Origin of the sequence: Acetobacter ascendens, assembly GCF_001766235.1 — a bacterium.
Classification (GTDB): Bacteria; Pseudomonadota; Alphaproteobacteria; order Acetobacterales; family Acetobacteraceae; genus Acetobacter; species Acetobacter ascendens.
The window spans coordinates 1,207,269-1,230,623 of sequence record NZ_CP015164.1; the positions used below are offsets into that span (position 1 = coordinate 1,207,269).

The window sequence follows — 23,355 nt, forward strand, 5'->3', positions numbered from 1 at the left end:
TGATTGGCAAGCCGATTTAATAGCCACATGCGTATGCCACCATAATGTTGTGGGCATACGCATCTGTTTGGCGCCTAAAGTCACATAACTGTTATTAATATTTTACCATCATGAATGTAGGTGACATATTTCAAAAGCAATTATCGCTATGGGTTCCGGCCTGTTACACGCCACACAACATTGCCAACATCATCAGCAACTAGCAACGCGCCGGAACGATCAAGTGCCAAGCCAACTGGCCGCCCATGCACATGAGATTCATCAGGTGCCAAAAAGCCCGTAAGCACATCTATCGGCATTCCTGCTGGCTGCCCATCGGCAAAGGGAACATAGATAACCTTGTAACCACTTTTGGGCCTACGGTTCCATGATCCGTGTTGCGCCACGAACAATCCATGCCGCCATGCATCAGGAAGTTGAGTGGCATCATGAGAAAACGCAATCCCGATGGAAGCTGTATGTGCCCCAACCGCGTAATCAGGCACAACAGCTTGCGCCACAAGATCGGGACGCTGGGGTGAAACACGGCTATCAACATGCTGGCCATAATAGCTATAAGGCCAACCGTAAAACGCGCCTTCCTTCACGGCGGTAATGTAATCTGGCACAAGGTCACTGCCTATTTCATCCCGCTCATTCACCGCCACCCAGAGGGCACCGCTATCTGGCTCAAAAGCCAAGCCATTTGGGTTACGCAGCCCGGTTGCATATGGGGTAAGCTTGCCTGTGGAAAGGTCAAGTTTGTCTATCCGTGCCCGCCCCTCTTCAACCTCTATACCGTTATCAGCAACGTTGCTGTTAGATCCGATAGTTACGTACAGAAAGCTGCCATCTGGGCTTGCAAGTAAGTTTTTGGTCCAGTGATGGTTATATCCTGCAGGTAGATCCACCACTTTGGTGCCGGGCGTATTAATCTGCGTATCGCCATCATGATAGGAAAAGCGCAAAATCTCATTGGCATTGGCGACATAGAGATCGTTTCCTATAAGCGCCATCCCAAACGGAGAATAAAGATGATCCAGAAAAACCGTGCGTATATCTGCGGTTCCGTTCCCTGAGGTATCACGCAGCAGAATAATCCGGTTCGGGCTGGCATCGCCCGCACCAGCCTTACTCATTACAAGCCCGGCAATACGATTTTTAACGCTTTTAACGTCCGTTTTTGGAGAGTTACTCTCGGCCACCAGAATGTCACCGTTGGGCAACTTATAGAGCCATCGCGGATGGTTCAGGTTTTTTGCATAAACCGTGACTGCCAACCCCTGCGCGGGTGATGGTGCCTGCGTGCCTGACCACCCGATAGGCGTTGCAATATTAACCGTTGGGAACAAGGTATGGTTGGGTTTGGGAAGATCAGGACTAGGGCCAAACCCAGACGCAATAGGCAACTCTGCTGCTTCTGGATGCAACAAAAGTTTCCACCCAGCGGCACCAATAACCGCAAGGCTCAGCACTCCGACACCAGCCCAGTACACCCATGTTTTCATAACATTCTCTCGGTTCTATGTTACGACCAAGATCATGCACCCAACAAAGAAACCTTTGCTCTATTTTCGGAATAAAAACCAAGAACAAGGCAAGTTTAAGCACAACAGCATGATCGTCTGGTCAATGCGTAGTGCCTGTGTAACATCCGAACATCTCGGTGAGTTCCACTGCCCGCCATTTATATTGTCTGCTTAACCTCATAAGCGCGCCACCCGCATATATTGGGGTGGCGCATATTTATTTTATGGAAACCAGCGCCGCCCTTACCGGTAAGCAATAAGGTAAAGGCCCATATACACAACGGGAATAAAGAAAATAATCCGTTCAAGATCACCCATCATAGTCAGATTTCCTCATCAGATGAAAGGTTGGATTGAGCATCCAGCATAATAGCCCCTGCCCCAGAAATTAGGATGATCATGACCGTGCCGATCACCCATGCAAAATACCACGGCCCTTGGTCCCCCACAAACACGGCAAACAGCAGAGAAACAACAAGAACAACAGCCAGACCGGCCAGACGCAAAAGCTTTGTCATCACGACCTCACAATCAGTAGCTATGGCTATCGTTTACGACATCAACGGTATGAACCTTGCCGCGCATGACGTAATAACACCAAGAAGTGTAGGCTAGAATGATCGGCACAAAAATGGCTGCAACGGCTAGCATACAGCCCAAGCCATATGCGCTTGCTGTGCTGTTCCATACCGTCAGACTTTGATCTGGCACGGTGGATGATGGCATAAGAAATGGGAACATGGCACAACCCACTGTCATGATAGTACCAGCCCATGCGCCAAGCCCCAACCACCAGGCAACCGCAGTGCGACCAGCCGCCAGCATGGCAGAACCTGCCAACATGCAGCTTACCCCCATAAGAGGTAACACCCATAAGGCAGGATGATTACGGAAATTATGCATCCATCCCCCGGCAACCATTGCCACAGATTGACCATGTAGCGGGTTTGCTGGCATGGCCGGGTTAACCGGAGCTGTCATGACAAACCCGGTCAAAAACTGCATCCATATACCACCGGCCACAAACAGGATGGCCGCAAATATACCTCCGGCAATAGCGTAATATCGTGCACGTGCCCAAATAGGGTTATCGGCCCGCAACATCAGCATGGCCCCGCCCTGATAAATACTTAGGCTAACGGACATAAGGCCACACAAAATAGCAAAGGGATTAAGCAGATAGGATAGGAAGGATTCATCCTGATAATACTGCCCTGTCCAGCCAAAGTGGTATCCTACCCCTTCCAGAATATTCCCAAAGGCTGCGCCATAGATAAACATTGGCACAAAGCCCGAAACAAGAAACACCCAATCCCAGCTTGCACGCCATATTTTGCTATCTGCCTTGGAGCGATATTCAAATGCGACTGGCCGCAAGATCATGCTAAACAGCAGCGTGATCATGACCACATAAAAAACCGAGAATGATGTGCCGTAGAGTGTAGGAAAAGCGGCAAAAATCGCCCCTCCCCCCAAAATGAACCAGACTTGGTTACCATCCCAATGCGGGCCAATAATGTTAAGTGCCGTACGGCGTTCGGCATCATTACGCCCCACAAAGCGCAGCAATGTGCCAACCCCCATATCCATGCCAACCATGGTGCCAAGGCCTATAAACAGCACACCCAGCATAACGGCCCAGACTATCTTCAGTATCGCATAAAGTTCCATATCACCGTTTCCTGTCAGGAGGCTGTGGGGTGCATGTCAAAGGCAGATGGTTTGGGAGCATCATGCTGCGCATGGGGTTCCATACTGTCGTGCTCTGGCCCCAGACGCGCGAACTTGAACATGAGGTAAAGTTCTGCGGCAATAAACACGCTGTAAAGCAACACAAAACCGATCAACGAGAACACCATGTAAGACACACCGTGGCTTGAAGCTGACAGAAAGGTAGGCAGCCAGCCAAATACTGTCCACGGTTGACGGCCTGCTTCAGCCGTAATCCACCCAAATTCTGTTGCCAAAATTGGCAAAGGGATAGACCACATACACAGTTTTAGAAGAAGTTTATTATGCTCCAACCGACGTTTCAGGCTGACATAAGCTGAGACTGCAAACAGCGCGAAGAACCATAGAGATAGAAACACCATAAACCGAAAAGACCAGAACGTAACAAACACGTTGGGGAGAATATCGGGCTGGGTTGCTTTCACCACAGTGTCAATCTGGTCTTCGGGAATGTTCGTTACATCTTGATTGGGCGCATGGCGGGCCGCTAATAGGCCGTATCCCATATCCTGCTCATGCTGTGTAAACAGCGTAAGATCTGCATCGCTATGTGTTACGCCATAGCGGCGCAGAGCGCTCACGGCTTCAATACCCGAACGAATACGCGGTCCGGCAGCGTCTTCCAGTTCGTGCATACCGGTAATGGGTTGATCAAACGTATGAGTAATCAGCGGAGTAAGTACAAACGGCACACCAACTTCAAAATGGTTTTCCTGCTTGGCATCATCCGGCAGAGCAGCCAAAATCCACGGCTCAAACGGCGGTTTACTGGTGTGCCAAAGTCCTTCAATCGCTGCAATTTTGGTCGGCTGTTTTTCATAATCCAACCGACCCAGCACGTCTCCCAGCGTGATGACTGCCACAGTGGAGATAATACCAAACAGCGCCGCCATACGGAACGAACGTGCTGCAAACTGCCGGTGCTGACCGCGCAAAAGATAAAAAGCACTAATCCCCATAACAAACATTGCCGCAGAAACGTAACCCGCAACAGATGTATGTACAAACTTGGCCTGTGCATCTGGGTTGAAAACCAGATTTACAAAGCTTTCAAACTGCATCCGCATAGTTTCAGGATCAAAATGCGCACCTTCGGGCATATTCATCCCGGCATTGGCAATTAAAATCCACAGGGCTGACAAATTAGAGCCCAGAGCCACCAAATAGGTGATGGCCAAATGCGCCTGCTTGCTCAGCCGGTCCCAGCCAAAAAACATGAGACCTACAAACGTAGATTCCATAAAAAAGGCCATAAGACCTTCAATAGCCAAGGGCGTACCGAACATATCCCCAAAGAAATGGGAATACATGGACCAGTTGGTGCCAAACTCAAATTCCATTGTAATGCCGGTTGCAACACCAATGGCAAAGTTAATACCAAACAGTTTACCCCAAAACTGCGCCATATCTTTATAAATCTGTCGGCCGGTAACAACGTAAACCGTTTCCATAGCTGCCAGCATGAATGTAAGGCCGAGGGTAAGCGGCACAAACATGAAATGGTACAATGCCGTCAACGCAAATTGAAAGCGTGACAGATCGACGACATTGGGATCAATAAATTCCACCGTCAGATCTCCTGATTACGGTAAAAGCAAATAAGGATTTTGGGGAAGATCAGGTTATCGTCGGATCATGGCGCTCTCCCGGCCTCATGAAACCGACCTTCTTCAACGCACACGATACGGTCCATCAATCCCGCTACTGTAGGATTATGGGTAATGCACATTATGGTTACCTGCGGCGGCAGTGCAGAGAGCAAGGCAGCCATAAGCTCCTGCTCTGTCTGTGTATCCAGCCCTTCGGTCGGCTCATCTAAAATGATCCATGCAGACGCACGCAACACAATCTGCGCTATGGCCAACCTTCGCGCCTGACCGCCAGAAAGACGCACCCCCTCTTCACCAATCAAGGTATCCAACCCAGCCGGCTCAGCGCGAACAAACTCTGCCAGTTGCGCAATTTGTAATGCCCGCCACATTTCTTCCTCTGTGGCATTGGGGCAGGCAATAATCAGGTTACGACGGATACTGCCCTGAAACAGGTGATAGTCCTGCGCCACCACACCAATGTGTTGCGCCATGACATCCGCATCGACGTTTTTCAGATCGACGTGGCCAAAACTGGCTGTTCCTTCCTGATAATCGTAAAAACGGAACAACAGATTGATCAGCGTGCTTTTACCTGCTCCTGATGGCCCAACAAGAGCGACATGTTCTCCTTGCTGGATCAATAAATTTGCATGCCGCAACGCCCAGTGTTTTGCCCCAGGATAACGCATTCCCAAGTTACAAAAACACAGATTCAATGGTTGAACTGGCGAGACCGTTACGGCAGGCACAGGCACGCATGGAGGCTGATCACATACAGCAAATACGCGCTGCGCTGCCACACGCACATGCCCTAATAGTTGCCACGCTGCCGGCAAAGGCCCCACAACATCAAACGCAGCAAGCCCCCCCCAACGCCAACATAGGCAAACATGCAGCGGAAAGAGTGCCCGCATGATAAGCATGTGCAGCAAGAACCAGCATTGCCACAGCGCTTAGCGTGCCAATAATAGCGTTGAGGAAACGCGCGCCTCCTTCAAGCAGCAAAACCTTTTGGCGGTATAAGCGAATATTGGTTTGTTGGTCTGCAATATGTTTTTGCACACCGTCAGCAGCGCCAAGAAACATAAATTCGCCCATGCCTTGCAGGATCTCTGTCAGATCTGCATGCATAATGTCTTGCTGAAGGCTTATTTGCGCGATTGCTGGTGCTGAAAGCTTAGCTGTTATCAGCGGGATTATGATTCCACACAGCAATAAGCTTGCAGCCAAAACCAAAGCTGCTGAAAGAGAAAATAAACCTGTTATCCCCACATATACTACGCAGCAGATGGCTGCCGCAGCAAAAGGCAGCATGACTTCCAGATAAAATTGCCCCATCCGGTCTGTATCAGACACAAAGCGGAACAACATATCCCCACTACGCTGCTGAGCCTGAACGGCGGGAGCCTGCGGCGCAAGCCTATCAAAACTCCACGCCCGCACACGCCCAATAAACCGTAGCGTGGTATCATGCGTCACCACACGTTCCAGATACCGGGTAAGAATACGCACAGTGGCAAAAAATCTGACACCTACCGCAGGCAGGAAGATGTTAAAGGCATTTTGCGCCACAATTCCACCAAGGCCGGCTACTGCCGCATCTGCCAAAAGCCAACCGGACAAAAACAACAGTCCAAAATTAGCCAGAGATGCCACAACTGCCAAAGCAAGCCCTATCAGCATTTCGCGCCGAATAGGCCGCATCAGCACAGCAAGGCGTAAAAACGGCATCATGCTGCGTGCTCCAACATATGTAAGCCGTTAAAAATCAGCCCTTTATGCACCCGCAATACTTGCCCTGCGTGATTGATAATTGCCCCGCGGTGAGCAATCACAATGACAATACGGTTAAGTGCAATACGCGCGATAGCGGCAGCCACATGTTGCTCGCTTTTGGGGTCAAGATGGGCTGTAGGTTCATCCAGAATGAGAATTTGCGGGTTCCGCAACAACACACGCGCCAATGCTAAGCGCTGCACCTCCCCGCCAGACAGACAGGCCCCACGCTCTCCTATGAGGGTATCAACCCCCTGAGGTAGAGCCTCGATAAACGAAAGCGCATCAGCTTGCCGCGCTACATTGCGAAGGCTTGCCATATCTGCTTGCGGGTTTGCCATACGCAAGTTGTCCACCACTGAGCCATGTACAAGACAAGGCCGTTGGGGCACCCAACCAATGCAAGACTGCCAATGCGCATGTGCTATGCCATGAGCATCTTCCGCAACAATACGTCCCGCAATGGGTGATAACAGGCCAAGCAGAACGCGTACTAGCGTTGTTTTACCTGCACCGCTCTCCCCCGTTATCAAGCTGAGTGTGCCACGTGTAAATGTGCAATTTATATTGGATAAAACAGTCCTACCTGCTTCATATTCCGCTGATAAATTCTCACACTTTACAGATACAAGAGGTTCTATAATTGGCTGATTGGCATGACGTGTTGCTACAGAAGAGAGCGCGAACAGTTTGCTAATAGCCACCATAGCTGCAGTTGCATTTTGCCGCGCATGATAACTGGCAGAAAAAGCCCGCAACGACATGAAGTATTCTGGCGCCAGAAGCAGCACAAGAAAAGCAGACTGGAAATCTACCTTTCCCTCCAGCAAACGGGCACCAAACACAACAGCTACAAGAGCAATGGAAAGGCTAGCAAAAAACTCCAATACCGCGGAGGTAAGAAATGCCACCTTCATGACCGACATGGTTGTGCAGCGGTATTCATCTGCCATGTTGGCCACTGCGGCAACGGCATCCCGCGCACGACCAAACAGCCGCAAGGTTGTCATACCTTGCAGTGCATCCAAAAAGGATGAACCCAGCAGCAGCAACTGAGTCCACTGCCGATCCATAATAGCCTGCGCCCGATACCCAACCAGCGCCATAAAAACAGGAATAAGCGGCCCGGTGCAGGCCAGAATTAGAAAACTCCAGCCATCCAGATGCAAAACGGTTGCCAATATCATAAATGGCAACACCACCATCATGGCCGCACGTGGAATATACTGGGCAAAATAGGGTTCTAACCCTTCCACCCCAGCATCCAGCGCTGTAACTGTTTCCCCTGTTGCGTAGCTGGCCATGCCCACGGGGCCAACATTAAACAAATGCTGTAACAGCTCACTTCGTAAACTGGAGGTAAGACGCAGGCTTCCTTGCGCGGCAACCATATCGGCCACCCATTGCAGCAACGCACGAGCAACAAGAAAAATACCCAACCACTTTAAAGCCGGAATCTCGGCCATTAAAGCGTGATCCTGAAAAGCAAGATCTGCAACAATTTGTGCAAAAACAATAAGTTGCAGCACCAGCATTACGGCAGCAGCACCACCAAGCAGCACTGCCGCACCAAGCCAAAGACTGATACGCCGTGTAAAGCCCGCAAGGGATTTGTTGCCCGAAGATTGCATCATCACTTTCACACTCATTGCCCCCATTCCCCACCATCACAAAGGAACTGGATGAGGATTTAAGAAGCATTACGACTTTATTCATAATTAATGTAATTATGTATTTATTTATGTCAAGGAGTGCGGCGAAAGGATATTTTTAAAATATGTTTTGTATGAGGTGTATTCTTAGCTACCTCCAAGGCACATCAACCCAACACTTACATTTTTTTATTAACTATATCACGATGAATAAGTATGAAGAAAGGCTGCTGATAATGCGGCCATAGGTACATATAAGCTGTATAGTTAAGGGCCTGCCGACCAACCATGAAGGAAGATAGCACCTGCCTTCAGCACTTCCCTTAAAAGACTGCGCGGTCGTCAATCAGAGGATGGGAATTGCCATAATAAATTTTCGGTAGATGTTAATAACTCTTCGGCCTCTATTGCCGACAAAACGCATGGCGCCAATTTGTTGCAAGGATTACGAGAGTAAGCGGCAGATTGCCGAATATACCCTTAAAAAGTCATTTCCAGCATTTATTTGTAAAATGAAGCCCTTTAAGAGCCCTTTTGGAAATTCGCTATGATAGGTTTTCAAGAGGTTTTGAGCGTGATTCAAAGGCAGGATGTGGACGCCAGCACAACGAGGCCGCATGGCCGGAATTACACGCAAGACGAAACGCTATCCGTCTGATCTGACAGATGAGGAATGGGAGCGCATAGCGCCTCTGATGCCCCCTGCGAACCGGCGTGGTCGGAAACGGACAACCGATTTCCGTGAGATCATCAATGCTCTGCGCTATCTCGTGCGCTCAGGCTGCGGTTGGGAGATGCTTCCGGTTCATTTTGGCCCATGGCAAACGGTTTACTGGTGGTTCCGCAGGCTGATGCGCCGTTTCCTGTTCCAGACCATTCATGATGTCTGTCTGATGCTCGATCGTGAAGCGACAGGACGCGAAACCAGTCCATCGGGTGGTGTCATTGATAGCCAGAGTATCAAGGCACCCCACGCAAAGACACGTGGTTATGACGCAGGCAAGAAGATCGTCGGTCGGAAACGTCACATCGCAGTTGATACGGATGGCCGCCTTCTCCTGGTCCAGCTGACAACAGCCGATATTTCGGACAGTGCAGGAGGACAGATGATCCTTGATGCCATTCGTAAACGCTGGCCTTGGGTGAAGCACCTGTTTGCCGATGGAGCCTATGACCGCCTCCAGTTGATGGATAAGGCCACTTTTCTCGACTTCACAGTCGAGATCATCCGGCGGTCAGAGACAGCAAAAGGGTTTGAAATCCTGCCGCGTCGGTGGGTTGTGGAACGGACCTTCGGTTGGATGATCCGCTGGCGTCGCCTTGTGAAGGACTACGAACAGCGGATCGACGTCGCAGAGGCCATGATCCACATCGCCATGGGAAGCCTCATGCTACGCCGAAACGCTCATCCGTGAATTTCCAAAAGGGCTCTTACACCAACTTTCCATGCGTAATTCATTTTCTATTTTACAATAAAAAACAAAGCCACACATAAGCACCGATAGGCTGTAAACGTTCCTAAACACTATGATCATTTAAAATAGAGGCTACTTAAGCTACCATGCAGCCACTCATACCATTGGCATGAAATATTAAATTGAACTTTTAAGGTTCTGATACGTTTTAAGCAGTCATCTTATCTTCTTTGACGAGGCGTATCATTATGTCTTCAGGAGATCCTGATAATCGAGCTTTGTGCATTCCCTATATTGCGTACCGGCAAAACCTATTTTGGAAAAAATACAGAATTGTTGTCATCCCAGCATGCAATGAGGAAAATCATATCATCCCTTGCCTGCTTGCATTGGCAGCACAATCTCTTGTTCTTCCAGACAAAGTTATTCTGTGGATCAACAACACCACAGATCAAACCTATACACGAGCGCTATCTCTACAGAATAAACTTCCATTCGCGCTGGAAATTATACAGATCACCTATGATCCTGCCACTGCAAATGCAGGAACAGCGCGGAGAGAAGCTATGGCGCACGCTGCCAAAAATGCGCCTCATGACGCTTTACTATTTACGACCGATGCTGACGGTGAAGTTGCTAAAGATTGGATATATCGCACTCTTGAAGCTTTTGCACAGTACCCAGTTGAAGCTGTTTTTGGGCAAGCCCTACTTTTACCGTCTGAATATGCAAAAATTCCTCTAAGACTTCATGAAGATGAAAGAGCAGAACAGGCTTACGGTGCTCTTTTAGAACAGATTACCTTGCTCCTTTGTCCGCAACCTCATGATCCATGGCCTCGGCACATAGTACATTCAGGTGCGAGTATTGCGGTCACACATCAGGCATGGGCGCAAGCAGGAGAAATTCCGAATATTCCATCTGGAGAAGACAGACAGTTTTACGAAGCATTAAGGCAAAATGGCATTCGTGTACGTCATGCGCCAGAAGTCATTGTTTATGTTTCTGCACGCCTTTTAGGCCGTGCGCGAGGCGGTATGGCGGAAACTCTGGCACGAAGAATTATCGCGCAGGACAAATATATTGATGATGCCTTTGAGATGGTATCCAGGCGATTATTACGCATTCGTAGAGAGCTGGCTTACCAACGTACAAACCCATCTAGCCCCTTAAGCAAGATACATACTGAACTTTTGCCCGCCCGTATTCTTCGGGAGGATCTACCCAAACACTCTAAACGTGCCGAGCGTGTTCTTAACTTTCTCCGTCATACGGAATATTGCCCTTCTGAAAGTTGGCAAAGTGGGATAGCCGGTCAATGCGGTATCCCTCTGCACGTTCACTATGATTCGGCAGCCAAGATTGCTCCCGACAGACTTGAATAAAACATTCGGCGGCCTCATCCCCTGTGCATGGGGTATCTGTTGGGCCAATCCAGTTTACAATCAGAATACTGCCTTCTGGTTTCAAACTGTTTATTACATTAACCGCAAGATTCCGGATATCTTCAAGACTGAGAAAGTAAAGAATTTCTGAAATAAGAACCAAATCGCACCCAGATACTTCTAAAGTAGGATAAGCCTGCGGCAGAAAAGCTTTGATGAAACTAATATGTTTTTGCTGCACACATCGCCTTTTAGCTCTAGAAAGTGCGATTTCCGAAGCATCTATGCCCACAATACGCTTGCAATGTTTTGCAAGTGCCAAGGTGCTCACACCAATTGCGCACCCTAGCTCTACAGCAAACGAAACCGAACCCGTAGGAAGGCACTGCAGAATCCTTGTTAGTTTCTGCTGTTCATAAAGGCTGTTTTCAAAATTCCATGGATCGGGACTTTTCTGAAAGAGACTTTCAAAAACATCTGGTTTCCACGTCTCATTATTCATGATGTAATGAATATTTCGTAAGGTTGAAGCATTTTTTCTAATAAATGTTCTGGCAGGACAAAACCATTTGGATCATCTTCAACCACCAATCCCCTCTGGCTTCTATATTCCTGAATGGCATTGCGTTTGTAACTCAAAAATCCCTCAATATTCAGACGCCATCCAGTAGGTAATGCCTCTTCAATATCCATCTCAGAAGGAAGCGTAAGCCCCCAAACTGGATAAGACAATATTCTCAATTCTGGCTGTAAAGCCTTTAGCCGTTGCCCCATGCTCCATACGGCCACATGGTCACAGTGCGGATCATGCCGCCATGGCACAAAAACATTTCGGCAATTATGTTGATTGATAAGGAAGTATAAATATTGCACTGAATTTTCAAAAACTGTGCCTGCGGTTGGAACTGCTGCATCACGCAAACCTAGAAACAGCAATCGATCAGCAGGAAGGCCAAGAGCTGTAGCTGCATTTCGGCTTTCTTCCTGCCGACACAAAGCAAGACGTTCAGGTGACCATGCATGGGACCCTGGATGGGAAGCAGAACCATCCGAAACAATCAGCACTACCGGTGACCGACCATGCTGGACGGCAGTTGCTATCAAACCTGCACATCCTAAGCTCTCATCATCGGAATGAGGGGCCAATATAAGTGATGTTCCCGGTGCAATCTTATTAAAAGAGGCTATTGGAAGGGCATAAAAATGCTCAATGATATGTTGAACTTTCATGCATTTTCTCCTGGCCAATCATGGTTAACAAACCATGCTGCGGCCTCAGTCAAAGCTTCGTCTGGCGCGGGCTGCCGTAGATAGGTCATCAAATCCCTCATGACCTGCTCTACCGCTTTGCCTTTCACAAAGGCCGATACCCCTAAGCTTCTTTGAACAAGCGTTATCAATTCCAAAGCTGCGTGCTCAACTGCTAGGCGTGCGAGGTTAACCGTTGCAACTACATCCTCTGACGTCATGCTAAGAGCATAGGCTGCTTTGGCGGCCTCCTGAACCCGCATGCTTGCCGTTTTCTGTAAAATAAGAGCTTCGCCAAGCCGATATAGCTGATGCGGATTATGAGCGCGCTGCCGATCCAGAAGTTCCCATCTCAAAAGATCAATCAGTCGGTCCATTCCCCCTAGGGCGATGGCCGATCCGCGCCAAGCCCCAGCGGAAAATTCAGGCTGCCGTAAATAGTCTCCGGCTGAGCCAAGAATACAATCTGGAGAGATCACAATATCTGTAAAATCATAAGCGCCTGTGCCGCTTGCTTGCATACCCATTAATTTTCCGGGGCCAACCCGCCTACGATTGGCCTCAGTAGTGGGGGCAAGAACCATTACGGAATGCCCTTGTTCTGTTGTGGCTGTTATGAGAGCCAGCCCAACTTGCGTAACGCCACTGGCAAAGCCCTTGACGCGGATTTCTCACACTTGAGGCAATTTCGGGTCATTTTGTAGAATTCAGTCATCCCACAGGAGCCCGATCTGGAATATTGACGATATTCTGCTTCTGGCAGCGGGTTCTGAACGCAGTGAGGGTGTCACGGCCTGAGAAGGCAGTGTTGGTGGAAGCTATGTGGTCTGTGCACTGTCTGTTTCTTCAGATGGCCTGCCGGAGCCTTCGCAATCGTGCATGAGCGAGGGCGAATTCATGCTGACAGGGGAACATGTCCGGCATGGACAGGACAATCCGACGGACGCTGAGCGTTACACGTGTCGCGATTTTGAGCAGTCGTGCGCGTATGGTGCCACAGGTCGCCGTCTCCAGGCTGGTCTGGCCAAGGGCCAGTCTTTGCAGAGCGGTCAGCAGGACATAGGCAGCGGCCGAGAACCACAGCCGGAGCTGGTTGGCCCGGATGGTGTGGGACGAGGTCCTGTCTGAGAACAGATCCATCTGGCATTCCTTGATGCGGTTTTCCATATCCCCGCGTGCGCAGTAAATCTGTTCGTAGAGATGGCGGGGGTCGGACATTCCCTGCGGTAGCGTGGTGACAATAAAGCGATGATAGCGGTTGCCGTGGCGCCATTCGGCCTTGGCCACGACCCGCCTGCGGCGCGTCCAGCTGTCCTTTGTGATCCAGTCAAAGGAGGCAAAGCCGCGCGCCGCTTTGCCTGTCGTGGCGGCTTCGTCACGAACCTCAGCGGACAAAGAGGCAATCCGGTCATACAGGCGGGTGTTGCCTGCAAGCCCAAACAGGAAGTCAACGTGGTTGTCTTCGCACCATGTCATCAGACTGTCCCGGGCGAAACCGCTGTCCCCACGCACCAGGATACGCACCCGGGGCCAGCGGCTCCTGATCTGCTCCACGATCCGGCGGATGTCTGCCAGTGCTTCCTTCCCCGGGTCCCTGTCTGCCGTGCGCAGGGTAGCGCTAAGGAGATGGTCCCCGCAGAAGACATACAGGGGAAGATAGCAGTTATGGCCGTAATATCCATGAAAGGCCCGGCCTTCCTGATGGCCATGGATACGGTCATCGGTGGCATCCACATCCAGAACGATCCGGGCGGGTGCGCGCTCATGCTGGTCCATGAAAAGCGTCACGAACAGGGTAGCCAGGGCCTCATGATCAGCAATGATGCGGCAGTAACGATCTGCCTGCTGCCCACTGCGCTCCAACCGGTTCAGCGTGGATTTTCCTGCCAGTGCCGCACAGTTGGCCCGGCTTCCTGACAGACGTCCCGATACCAGACCCATGACAGGATCATGACGTAAAGCGTCATGGTCATTAAGGTCTTCATAGCCCAGTGCCAGGCCCATGATCCGCTGACGGACAAGGTCTTCAACCCGGTATTCCACAAAGCCGGGATGCCGCTTATCGCGAAAACAGGCAGCAAAGCGGCGGCTGAGCCCCAGAATGTCATCAGCCTGCTTCACCAGAATGACACCGCCATCCGAACTCATGCGACCCCCGTCAAAACGGGCCACAACACGCCGTCCACAGGAGGCTGGAAACTCATACGCGCCTGCGCTACACTCTGTCTGCATCGGGTTTTCTTATAGCTTATGAAAATATCTTTTCTACAAAACAGACTTTTTCATAATCTAACCCGATGTACAACCCTTCTGTGAGATTTCCGCGTCGACGCGAATTTCTCACACTTGAGGAAATTTTGGGTTATTTTGTAGAATTCAGTCATCCCACAGGAGCCCGATCTGGAATATTGACGATATTGTGCTTCTGGCGGCGGGTTCTGAACGCAGTGAGGGTGTCACGGCCTGAGAAGGCAGTGTTGGTGGAAGCTATGTGGTCTGTGCACTGTCTGTTTCTTCAGATGGCCTGCCGGAGCCTTCGCAATCGTGCATGAGCGAGGGCGAATTCATGCTGACAGGGGAACATGTCCGGCATGGACAGGACAATCCGACGGACGCTGAGCGTTACACGTGTCGCGATTTTGAGCAGTCGTGCGCGTATGGTGCCACAGGTCGCCGTCTCCAGGCTGGTCTGGCCAAGGGCCAGTCTTTGCAGAGCGGTCAGCAGGACATAGGCTGCGGCCGAGAACCACAGCCGGAGCTGGTTGGCCCGGATGGTGTGGGACGAGGTCCTGTCTGAGAACAGATCCATCTGGCATTCCTTGATGCGGTTTTCCATATCCCCGCGTGCGCAGTAAATCTGTTCGTAGAGATGGCGGGGGTCGGACATTCCCTGCGGTAGCGTGGTGACAATAAAGCGATGATAGCGGTTGCCGTGGCGCCATTCGGCCTTGGCCACGACCCGCCTGCGGCGCGTCCAGCTGTCCTTTGTGATCCAGTCAAAGGAGGCGAAACCGCGCGCAGCTCTGCCTGTCGTGGCGGCTTCGTCACGAACCTCAGCGGACAAAGAGGCAATCCGGTCATACAGGCGGGTGTTGCCTGCAAGCCCAAACAGGAAGTCAACGTGGTTGTCTTCGCACCATGTCATCAGACTGTCCCGGGCGAAACCGCTGTCCCCACGCACCAGGATACGCACCCGGGGCCAGCGGCTCCTGATCTGCTCCACGATCCGGCGGATGTCTGCCAGTGCTTCCTTCCCCGGGTCCCTGTCTGCCGTGCGCAGGGTAGCGCTGAGGAGATGGTCCCCGCAGAAGACATACAGGGGAAGATAGCAGTTATGGCCGTAATATCCATGAAAGGCCCGGCCTTCCTGATGGCCATGGATACGGTCATCGGTGGCATCCACATCCAGAACGATCCGGGCGGGTGCGTGCTCATGCTGGTCAAGGAAGAGCGTGACGAACAGGGTAGCCAGGGCCTCATGATCAGCAATGATCCGACAGTAACGATCTGCCTTATGCCCACTGCGCTCCAACCGGTTCAGTGTAGATTTGCCAGCCAATGCTGCGCAGTTTGCCCGGCCTCCTGACAGACGGCCCGAAGCCAGACCAAAGATCAGATCATGCCGCAGGGCATCGTGATCATTAAGGTCTTCATAGCCCAGTGCCAGGCCCATGATCCGCTGACGGACAAGGTCTTCAACCCGGTACTCCACAAAGCCGGGATGCCGCTTATCGCGAAAACAGGCAGCAAAGCGGCGGCTGAGACCCAGAATGTCATCAGCCTGCTTCACCAGAATGACGCCCCCATCCGAACTCATGCGACCCCCGTCAAAACGGGCCACAACACGCCGTCCACAGGAGGCTGGAAATTCATACGCGCCTGCGCTACACTCTGTCTGCATCGGGTTTTCTTATAGCTTATGAAAATATCTTTTCTACAAAACAGACTTTTTCATAATCTAACCCGATGTACAACCCTTCCGTGAGATTTCCGCGTTGATACCAGCAAGTCTATAACCCTTATTCTCCTGTTTTATCGTAACAGGGGGAAGACCATCTGTAACCCATATACCAGCCAGCATTCCGCCTCGTAACTGCTGGGCAAGCACATGCTGCTGTTCTGGCGTGCCATAAAGTTCTACAAGCCGGACAACATTGATATGCCCTTCTAAACATCGCCCCAATGAAAGATTCAGATACCCTATTCGCCGTAAAAGTATTGAAAGCACAAGCCCTCCTTCTGGTGAACGACAAAGGTTAAGGCCTCCCTCCTCGTGCGATAAAAGAGCATCTAATGCGCCAATTTCACCTAAAGAATTGAGAATATCTATTGGGAAAAGATTTTCTGCGGGCATGGGAGAAGCACATTTCCACTTATCGAACAGATTTTGGAGATCTATTTGAAAAGCAGAAAGATGGCTTTTAACGGTTTTTCCAACTGAAACCAGCATTCTAAGGCATCCCCATTCCGCAACAACTTCATACGCGTAACGTATGGCCTGCGACTACAGATCCAAGCCTGATGAATGCGCACTGGTCACTTTATATTGAGAAATATTATAATCTGTTGGTTTAAAAGCAGAAATATATGATTTTTTATATGCAATAAGTGATTTTTTCAAAAATACTTCTTTAAATAAAACAATATTTTTCTTCAACCTGAAGCCAAACATTCCGTGCCTGAAGGCACCAGCAATCCTGCTGATGCCTCCAGTATCTAGCACGAAGTCAGGTGTTTTTATGACTCTGCTGGCCAGCTTTAACATGTTGCTCATGTGTGCCGCCCCGAGTGCCAGAGCTATGTTCGCCCTCGCTCCTCTCATCGTGCGATGTTCCTGTATTTTTGTGGCTCTGCTCACCAGCTTTTACATGCTGTTCATGCGTACCACCACGCGTGCCAGAGCCATGTTCGCCCTGGCTTTTTTCATCGTGCGATGTGTCCGCATTTTTGTGACTTTGCTCGCCAGCTTTTACGTGCTGTTCATGCGTGCCACCCCGAGTGCCAGAGCTATGTTCACCCGCAGTGTTTGCAGTATGCGAGCTACCGGTATTTTTATGGCTTTGCTCACCAGCTTTTACGTGCTGTTCATGGCTGCCGCCTTGATTGACCATTGTGCTCTTCCTTTTTTTGAGATGAGACGGTCTTTTAATCTAGCCGCCAGACAGAAAACCTTTTGGCGGATATGAAGTTTCAAAAAACAAAGCTGATTACAAATATTTTATAAGAAAACCGATACGATAGTAAAATAAAGAAAATACTTTTTTATCCTTCGATACATTTACTACAATGAATATTCATCATTTTTTGAAAGACATGGAGAGCGTATAAAAAAAATCAACCTGCTCTTCCATGCTCCCTATTTATCCAAAAACATTTATTTCCATAAAACCGAGAAATTTACGCGCTCAGCTTGTACCAAGAAGCAGTATCATCGCCCGCACTTCCTTGCAGAAATAAGGTATGGGCTGGATTATACCGCAATAAACCTCAAATTCAGTTTGAATGATGTATCATTCATGAAGTCCCGGAGCTTCACGTCCGGTTCGGGCAACGTATTCTGTATATCCACCATCGTAGCGATGAAGCCCTTCTGGAGTAAGTTCCAGAACTCGGTTGGAAAGAGCTGCTAGAAAGTGACGATCATGGGAAACAAAAAGCATTGTACCTTCATAGTCGGCCAAAGCTGTGATCAACATTTCCTTGGTAGCGATATCAAGATGGTTCGTTGGTTCATCAAGCACCAGAAAGTTCGGTGGATCGAACAACATCAGAGCCAAAACCAAACGTGCTTTTTCACCCCCGGAAAGAACGCGGCATAGTTTATCAATATCGTCACCAGAAAAGCCAAAACTGCCCGCCAATGAACGTAGTGATCCTTGAGATGCAAGCGGGAAAGCATCGTTCAGGGTTTCAAAAATAGTACGGCCACCATCCAACAAATCCATGGCATGCTGCGCAAAATATCCCATTTTGACGCTACCACCGAGGGTAACCGTACCAGCATCCGGTTCTGTGCTTCCGGTAACAAGCTTCAACAGAGTTGATTTCCCTGCCCCGTTGATACCCAGCACGCAGCAGCGCTCTTGCCGGCGGATCAACAGATCAAGGTTTTTATAAATCACCCGGCTACCATATGCTTTATCCACGCCACGCAAATTAACAACAGCATCACCTGAGCGTGGAGCCGGAGGAAAAGTGAAGGAAAGCGTTTGGCGGCGTTTTGGAGGCTCAATACGATCAATTTTATCTAATTTCTTAACGCGGCTCTGCACTTGTGCTGCATGAGAAGCGCGCGCCTTGAAACGCTCAATAAACGCCACTTCCTTAGTCAGCATGGCCTGTTGACGCTCAAACTGAGCCTGCTGCTGCTTTTCGTTTAAGGCGCATTGCTGTTCATAAAACTCGTAATCACCTGAAAAACTGGTCAGCACACCGCCATCAATTTCAATTACTTTATTGATAACGCGGTTCATGAAGGCTCGGTCATGTGATGTCATCAGCAAGGCACCATCATAACCAGCCAGAAATTGCTCCAGCCAGATCAAGCTTTCCAAATCAAGATGGTTGCTCGGCTCATCCAGCAGCATGACGTCTGGCTTCATCAACAAGATACGCCCAAGTGCTACACGCATTTTCCACCCGCCAGACAGACGGCCCACATCTCCATCCATCATTTCCTGGCTAAAGCCCAGCCCGTGCAAAACTTCACGCGCGCGGCCATCTAGCGCATAGCCGCCCAATTCCTCAAAACGCCCTTGCACTTCGCCAAATCGTTCCAGAATGGTGTCGAGTTCATCCAAACGTTCTGGATCTGCCAACGCAGCTTCTAGCTCGGCCAGTTCAGCCCCAACCTCAGCAACGGGGCCAGCACCGTTCATAACCTCTGCCACGGCGCTGCGGCCTGCCATCTCCCCTACATCCTGATTGAAGAAACCGATGGTAATGCCACGATCAATCAGAACATTCCCATCGTCGGGTTCTTCCTCTCCTGTAATAAGGCGAAACAGCGTTGTCTTACCTGCACCATTTGGCCCAACAAGCCCGATTTTCTCACCTTTTTGGAGCGAAGCTGAGGCATCGACAAAAATGACGCGATGGCCATTATACTTGCTGATAGTGTCAAGACGGATCATGGGGCCTCAGATAACTAAAGGGAATAAGCAAAACCGGAGGCCCCTTATTGCGTAACCCTTGCTGACCGTAAATAGGAAAGCCTAAATTTACATGTGAAGCTGGCGTAATCTTGCGTAACCTGATTTTATTATCAAAAATATTAATATAAAAATGCAAGATATTCCAAGAAGAATATCTTGCACAAACAATGAATGTATATTTTGTTAAATTGTTTTTGTTATTTTGTTAACTATAAAATCACTCGCATATTGCGCTGCTGCGCTCAGTTGCGTGTCCTGTAAATAGACCATTCCTACCTCTAACTGCATCTCAGGCAAAAATCGTAACTTTGTTTCGGGATCAATAATATCTCGACCAAGCTCCTTGAGCATTGTCAAAGGTAGCAGGGTAAATGCATCTGCAAGAGCTACTATCCTTTCCCCCCCCACAACAGAATTTATTTCGATACGTCGCGAAGGAAGAGAAAGCCCTCTTGCAGCCAAAACACTATCAAACCGATCTCTCATGGCCATGCCGGATATAGGAATAACCCATATTCCAGCAGAAAATTCCTCCCATTTTTCAAGAACATCAAGGATTGAAAAAGTTTCTTTTGTTGTTGCAACAACATATTGTTCCGTACCCAATTTCTGGATACCAAAACGCTGATTTGGCGGAATATCTGCAAGATTTACAAAAACAAAATCATAGTGGTTCGCGGCCAATCCAGACAAAAGCTGCTGGCGCGATGCATATTCAAGTGTCAAATTCAGGCTGGGATGTGTCTTTTTTATTTTGGCAACGCTTCTTACAATTGGGTCCTGCAACAACGCGGAAATCTCACGGAAGGGTTGTACATCGGGTTAGATTATGAAAAAGTCTATTTTGTGTAAAAGAATTTTTCATAAGCTATAAGAAAACCCGATGCAGACAGAGTGTAGCGCAGGCGTGTATGAGTTTCCAGCCTCCTGTGGACGGCGTGTTGTGGCCCGTTTTGACGGGGGTCGCATGAGTTCGGATGGGGGCGTCATTCTGGTGAAGCAGGCTGATGACATTCTGGGTCTCAGCCGCCGCTTTGCTGCCTGTTTTCGCGATAAGCGGCATCCTGCCTTTGTGGAATACCGGGTTGAAGACCTTGTCCGTCAGCGGATCATGGGCCTGGCACTGGGCTATGAAGATCTCAATGATCACGATGCCCTGCGGCATGATCTGATCTTTGGTCTGGCCTCGGGCCGTCTGTCAGGAGGCCGGGCAAACTGCGCAGCATTGGCTGGCAAATCCACGCTGAACCGGCTAGAGCGCAGTGGGCAGCAGGCAGATCGTTACTGCCGCATCATTGCTGATCATGAGGCCCTGGCTACCCTGTTCGTGACGCTTTTCATGGACCAGCATGAGCGCGCACCCGCCCGGATCGTTCTGGATGTGGATGCCACCGATGACCGTATCCATGGCCATCAGGAAGGCCGGGCCTTTCATGGATATTACGGCCATAACTGCTATCTTCCCCTGTATGTCTTCTGCGGGGACCATCTCCTCAGCGCTACCCTGCGCACGGCAGACAGGGACCCGAGGAAGGAAGCACTGGCAGACATCCGCCGGATCGTGGAGCAGATCAGGAGCCGCTGGCCCCGGGTGCGTATCCTGGTGCGTGGGGACAGCGGTTTCGCCCGGGACAGTCTGATGACATGGTGCGAAGACAACCACGTTGACTTCCTGTTCGGGCTTGCAGGCAACACCCGCCTGTATGACCGGATTGCCTCTTTGTCCGCTGAGGTTCGTGACGAAGCCGCCACGACAGGCAAAGCGGCGCGCGGCTTTGCCTCCTTTGACTGGATCACAAAGGACAGCTGGACGCGCCGCAGGCGGGTCGTGGCCAAGGCCGAATGGCGCCACGGCAACCGCTATCATCGCTTTATTGTCACCACGCTACCGCAGGGAATGTCCGACCCCCGCCATCTCTACGAACAGATTTACTGCGCACGCGGGGATATGGAAAACCGCATCAAGGAATGCCAGATGGATCTGTTCTCAGACAGGACCTCGTCCCACACCATCCGGGCCAACCAGCTCCGGCTGTGGTTCTCGGCCGCAGCCTATGTCCTGCTGACCGCTCTGCAAAGACTGGCCCTTGGCCAGACCAGCCTGGAGACGGCGACCTGTGGCACCATACGCGCACGACTGCTCAAAATCGCGACACGTGTAACGCTCAGCGTCCGTCGGATTGTCCTGTCCATGCCGGACATGTTCCCCTGTCAGCATGAATTCGCCCTCGCTCATGCACGATTGCGAAGGCTCCGGCAGGCCATCTGAAGAAACAGACAGTGCACAGACCACATAGCTTCCACCAACACTGCCTTCTCAGGCCGTGACACCCTCACTGCGTTCAGAACCCGCCGCCAGAAGCAGAATATCGTCAATATTCCAGATCGGGCTCCTGTGGGATGACTGAACTCTACAAAATGACCTGAAATTGCCTCAAGTGTGAGATGGGGTGGTTGCCGTCCTCCCCGCACGGCATCGCAATGTGCCAGAATGGTCGTTGGAAGAAACGACTGCGCGAAAGGACGGCAGATGAAGGATACAGTGATAGGCGTTGATCTGGCAAAGAACATTTTCCAGGTTCATGTAGCTTCGCGTGCGGGCGAGGTGATGTTTCGCAAAAAGCTGCGTCGTCAGCAGTTTATGCAGTTCATGGCCACGCAGCCGCCTGCTCTGGTCGTTCTTGAAGCGTGCGGGAGCGCGCATTACTGGGCTCGCGAACTGGCAGGAGCTGGTCACGAGGTCAGACTGATCGCTCCGCAGTATGTGAAGCCTTTCGTGAAGCGCCAGAAGAACGATGCTGCTGATGCGGAAGCGATCGTCATTGCGGCCCGTCAGCCGGAAATGCGCTTTGTCGAACCACGCACTGAAGCGCAGCAGGCGCGTGGCGTTCTTTTCCGGGCCCGGCAGCGTCTGGTGCACCAGCGCACGGAACTGGTGAATGCCCTGCGTGCCGTTCTGTATGAATTCGGTCTCGTCGTGCCACAGGGGATTGCGCATATCAGACACATTGAAGCATTGCTGGATGAGGCGGTTCTGCCAGAGGCTGTGAAGCAGGAATGCCTTGATCTGCTGCGACAGATTTCGGAGCAGAGTGTGCGGATTGATGTCAGAACAAAGAAGATCAGGATGCTTGCCCAGGAAAGTGAAAACACCTGCAGATTGCAGAGCATGCCTGGAGTGGGTCCTCTGACCGCTCTTGCGATTGAAGCTTTTGCGCCTGACCTGCAGAGCTTCCGGCGCGGGCGCGACTTTGCTGCGTGGCTGGGGCTGGTGCCCCGTCAGTTCTCATCTGGCGGAAAGGAAAGGCTGGGGAAGATATCAAAAGCCGGGCAGGCTGATATCCGCAGGCTTCTCATCATGGGCGCCATGACCCAGGTGAACTGGGCCAGCCGTAAGGCCCCTGCACCGGGAAGCTGGCTGGCACGGATGCTGGCCCGCAAGCCCCGTATGCTGGTAGCCATTGCGCTGGCCAACAGGATGGCACGAGCCATCTGGGCCATGGCAACAAAACAGGAGGATTATCGGGATCCGGCCCTGTCCGTGGCAGCCTGAGCGATGGCTCGGCTCCCGCGGATGGAACCGGTAGGGGTGTGAGAGGGCGATGACCTGAATGGGCGCATGATCGTCTGATCCGGATCGGAAAAACCAGTGGATTTCTCTGTGCTTTAAAGCACGCCTGTGAGATTTGGATCTGATCCGCTGATCACCATACTGGCCAGTGGCTTCTGAAAGGCCACATCAACAGGCCTTACAGAAGACCGCACACGATCACACGTCAATATGGGTCAGAAAACTCTTGCATAACGGACGGCAACCATATGTGGACGGCTCCCCCTTGCAAGGGGCTAGGCAAGAAAATGATCGGATCTTTGCTTCCATATGTCCGGCCTGTT

The 23,355-nt window shown here is 50.7% G+C and carries 16 protein-coding genes and 4 pseudogenes; 5 read left to right on the top strand and 15 right to left on the bottom strand.

Going from position 1 to position 23,355, the window contains the following annotated elements; all coding sequences use genetic code 11:
* Positions 1-146: 146 nt before the first annotated feature.
* The 6 genes and pseudogenes from A4S02_RS05820 to cydD all read right to left on the bottom strand — a co-directional run bounded on the left by A4S02_RS05820 (position 147) and on the right by cydD (position 8,250).
* Positions 147-1,487 (bottom strand): PQQ-dependent sugar dehydrogenase, encoded by a 1,341-nt coding sequence (locus A4S02_RS05820; protein ID WP_070323220.1) that lies wholly within the window; start codon positions 1,485-1,487, stop codon positions 147-149.
* A gap of 344 nt (positions 1,488-1,831) precedes the next feature.
* Complete coding sequence (locus tag A4S02_RS05825; RefSeq protein ID WP_019087756.1) at positions 1,832-2,026, bottom strand: hypothetical protein; 195 nt, start codon at positions 2,024-2,026, stop codon at positions 1,832-1,834.
* Between the two features lie 13 nt (positions 2,027-2,039).
* Positions 2,040-3,179, bottom strand: a complete 1,140-nt coding sequence (gene cydB / locus A4S02_RS05830; RefSeq protein WP_070323221.1) for a cytochrome d ubiquinol oxidase subunit II — start codon at positions 3,177-3,179, stop codon at positions 2,040-2,042.
* A 14-nt stretch (positions 3,180-3,193) separates the two neighbouring features.
* A complete protein-coding gene (locus A4S02_RS05835) occupies positions 3,194-4,807 on the bottom strand; it encodes a cytochrome ubiquinol oxidase subunit I (protein WP_070323222.1) in 1,614 nt (537 codons plus the stop codon).
* Between the two features lie 65 nt (positions 4,808-4,872).
* A pseudogene (cydC, locus tag A4S02_RS05840) lies at positions 4,873-6,565 on the bottom strand (thiol reductant ABC exporter subunit CydC).
* Positions 6,562-8,250: a thiol reductant ABC exporter subunit CydD gene (gene cydD, locus A4S02_RS05845; RefSeq protein ID WP_208858937.1), complete on the bottom strand. Its 1,689-nt coding sequence runs from the start codon at positions 8,248-8,250 to the stop codon at positions 6,562-6,564. The pseudogene cydC and the gene cydD overlap by 4 nt, the downstream one beginning before the upstream one ends.
* A gap of 599 nt (positions 8,251-8,849) precedes the next feature.
* Here cydD and A4S02_RS05850 point away from each other — a divergent pair.
* Positions 8,850-9,674, top strand: coding sequence for an IS5-like element IS12528 family transposase (locus A4S02_RS05850; RefSeq protein WP_082246712.1), 825 nt, complete (start codon positions 8,850-8,852; stop codon positions 9,672-9,674).
* A gap of 248 nt (positions 9,675-9,922) precedes the next feature.
* Complete coding sequence (locus tag A4S02_RS14950) at positions 9,923-11,059, top strand: glycosyltransferase (RefSeq protein WP_228142478.1); 1,137 nt, start codon at positions 9,923-9,925, stop codon at positions 11,057-11,059.
* A gap of 112 nt (positions 11,060-11,171) precedes the next feature.
* On the opposite strand, the pseudogene A4S02_RS05860 reads toward A4S02_RS14950, so the two are convergent.
* From A4S02_RS05860 to A4S02_RS15920, 7 genes and pseudogenes are all read right to left on the bottom strand, one after another.
* Positions 11,172-11,561, bottom strand: a pseudogene (locus A4S02_RS05860) (SAM-dependent methyltransferase); the annotation flags it as partial.
* Positions 11,558-12,289, bottom strand: coding sequence for a PIG-L deacetylase family protein (locus tag A4S02_RS05865; protein ID WP_070323226.1), 732 nt, complete (start codon positions 12,287-12,289; stop codon positions 11,558-11,560). The pseudogene A4S02_RS05860 and the gene A4S02_RS05865, both read right to left, overlap by 4 nt.
* Positions 12,286-12,969, bottom strand: a pseudogene (locus A4S02_RS05870) (acyl-CoA dehydrogenase); the annotation flags it as partial. The pseudogene A4S02_RS05870 and the gene A4S02_RS05865, both read right to left, overlap by 4 nt.
* 184 nt (positions 12,970-13,153) lie before the next feature.
* On the bottom strand, positions 13,154-14,539 hold the full coding sequence (locus A4S02_RS05875; protein ID WP_070323149.1) for an IS1380 family transposase: 1,386 nt from the start codon (positions 14,537-14,539) through the stop codon (positions 13,154-13,156).
* A 283-nt stretch (positions 14,540-14,822) separates the two neighbouring features.
* Entirely contained in the window at positions 14,823-16,208 is a 1,386-nt protein-coding gene (locus A4S02_RS05880; protein ID WP_012812390.1) for an IS1380-like element IS1380A family transposase, read from the bottom strand.
* 60 nt (positions 16,209-16,268) lie between these two features.
* Positions 16,269-16,757 (bottom strand): annotated as a pseudogene (locus A4S02_RS05885) (acyl-CoA dehydrogenase); the annotation flags it as partial.
* Between the two features lie 54 nt (positions 16,758-16,811).
* Positions 16,812-17,165, bottom strand: a complete 354-nt coding sequence (locus tag A4S02_RS15920) for a hypothetical protein (protein ID WP_208858923.1) — start codon at positions 17,163-17,165, stop codon at positions 16,812-16,814.
* Positions 17,166-17,184: 19 nt separating this feature from the next.
* Here A4S02_RS15920 and A4S02_RS15925 point away from each other — a divergent pair, with 19 nt between their 5' ends.
* Positions 17,185-17,493, top strand: a complete 309-nt coding sequence (locus A4S02_RS15925; RefSeq protein ID WP_208858924.1) for a hypothetical protein — start codon at positions 17,185-17,187, stop codon at positions 17,491-17,493.
* Positions 17,494-17,817: 324 nt separating this feature from the next.
* On the opposite strand, the gene A4S02_RS05895 is transcribed toward A4S02_RS15925, so the two are convergent.
* Positions 17,818-19,440 carry an ABC-F family ATP-binding cassette domain-containing protein gene (locus tag A4S02_RS05895; protein ID WP_070323227.1) on the bottom strand — a complete coding sequence of 541 codons (1,623 nt, stop codon included), beginning with the start codon at positions 19,438-19,440 and terminating at the stop codon, positions 17,818-17,820.
* Between the two features lie 204 nt (positions 19,441-19,644).
* The gene (locus A4S02_RS05900; protein ID WP_228142479.1) at positions 19,645-20,250 is read right to left on the bottom strand and encodes a substrate-binding domain-containing protein; all 606 of its coding nucleotides are present in this window, start codon (positions 20,248-20,250) and stop codon (positions 19,645-19,647) included.
* A gap of 94 nt (positions 20,251-20,344) precedes the next feature.
* On the opposite strand from A4S02_RS05900, the gene A4S02_RS05905 reads away from it, so the two are divergent.
* Both A4S02_RS05905 and A4S02_RS05910 read left to right on the top strand, forming a co-directional pair.
* The gene (locus A4S02_RS05905) at positions 20,345-21,730 is read left to right on the top strand and encodes an IS1380-like element IS1380A family transposase (RefSeq protein WP_070323229.1); all 1,386 of its coding nucleotides are present in this window, start codon (positions 20,345-20,347) and stop codon (positions 21,728-21,730) included.
* Between the two features lie 261 nt (positions 21,731-21,991).
* Complete coding sequence (locus A4S02_RS05910) at positions 21,992-23,014, top strand: IS110 family RNA-guided transposase (protein WP_070323230.1); 1,023 nt, start codon at positions 21,992-21,994, stop codon at positions 23,012-23,014.
* The last annotated feature ends 341 nt before the right edge of the window (positions 23,015-23,355 follow it).

Excerpts from the sequence above, each read along its gene's own strand:
- A4S02_RS05820 (WP_070323220.1), bottom strand. The coding sequence starts at position 1,487 with ATGAAAACATGGGTGTACTGGGCTGGTGTCGGAGTGCTGAGCCTTGCG.
- A4S02_RS05825 (WP_019087756.1), bottom strand. The coding sequence starts at position 2,026 with ATGACAAAGCTTTTGCGTCTGGCCGGTCTGGCTGTTGTTCTTGTTGTT.
- cydB (WP_070323221.1), bottom strand. The coding sequence starts at position 3,179 with ATGGAACTTTATGCGATACTGAAGATAGTCTGGGCCGTTATGCTGGGT.
- A4S02_RS05850 (WP_082246712.1), top strand. The coding sequence starts at position 8,850 with ATGTGGACGCCAGCACAACGAGGCCGCATGGCCGGAATTACACGCAAG.
- A4S02_RS14950 (WP_228142478.1), top strand. The coding sequence starts at position 9,923 with ATGTCTTCAGGAGATCCTGATAATCGAGCTTTGTGCATTCCCTATATT.
- A4S02_RS05865 (WP_070323226.1), bottom strand. The coding sequence starts at position 12,289 with ATGAAAGTTCAACATATCATTGAGCATTTTTATGCCCTTCCAATAGCC.
- A4S02_RS05875 (WP_070323149.1), bottom strand. The coding sequence starts at position 14,539 with ATGCAGACAGAGTGTAGCGCAGGCGCGTATGAGTTTCCAGCCTCCTGT.
- A4S02_RS05880 (WP_012812390.1), bottom strand. The coding sequence starts at position 16,208 with ATGCAGACAGAGTGTAGCGCAGGCGCGTATGAATTTCCAGCCTCCTGT.
- A4S02_RS15925 (WP_208858924.1), top strand. The coding sequence starts at position 17,185 with ATGCGTACCACCACGCGTGCCAGAGCCATGTTCGCCCTGGCTTTTTTC.
- A4S02_RS05895 (WP_070323227.1), bottom strand. The coding sequence starts at position 19,440 with ATGATCCGTCTTGACACTATCAGCAAGTATAATGGCCATCGCGTCATT.
- A4S02_RS05905 (WP_070323229.1), top strand. The coding sequence starts at position 20,345 with ATGCAGACAGAGTGTAGCGCAGGCGTGTATGAGTTTCCAGCCTCCTGT.
- A4S02_RS05910 (WP_070323230.1), top strand. The coding sequence starts at position 21,992 with ATGAAGGATACAGTGATAGGCGTTGATCTGGCAAAGAACATTTTCCAG.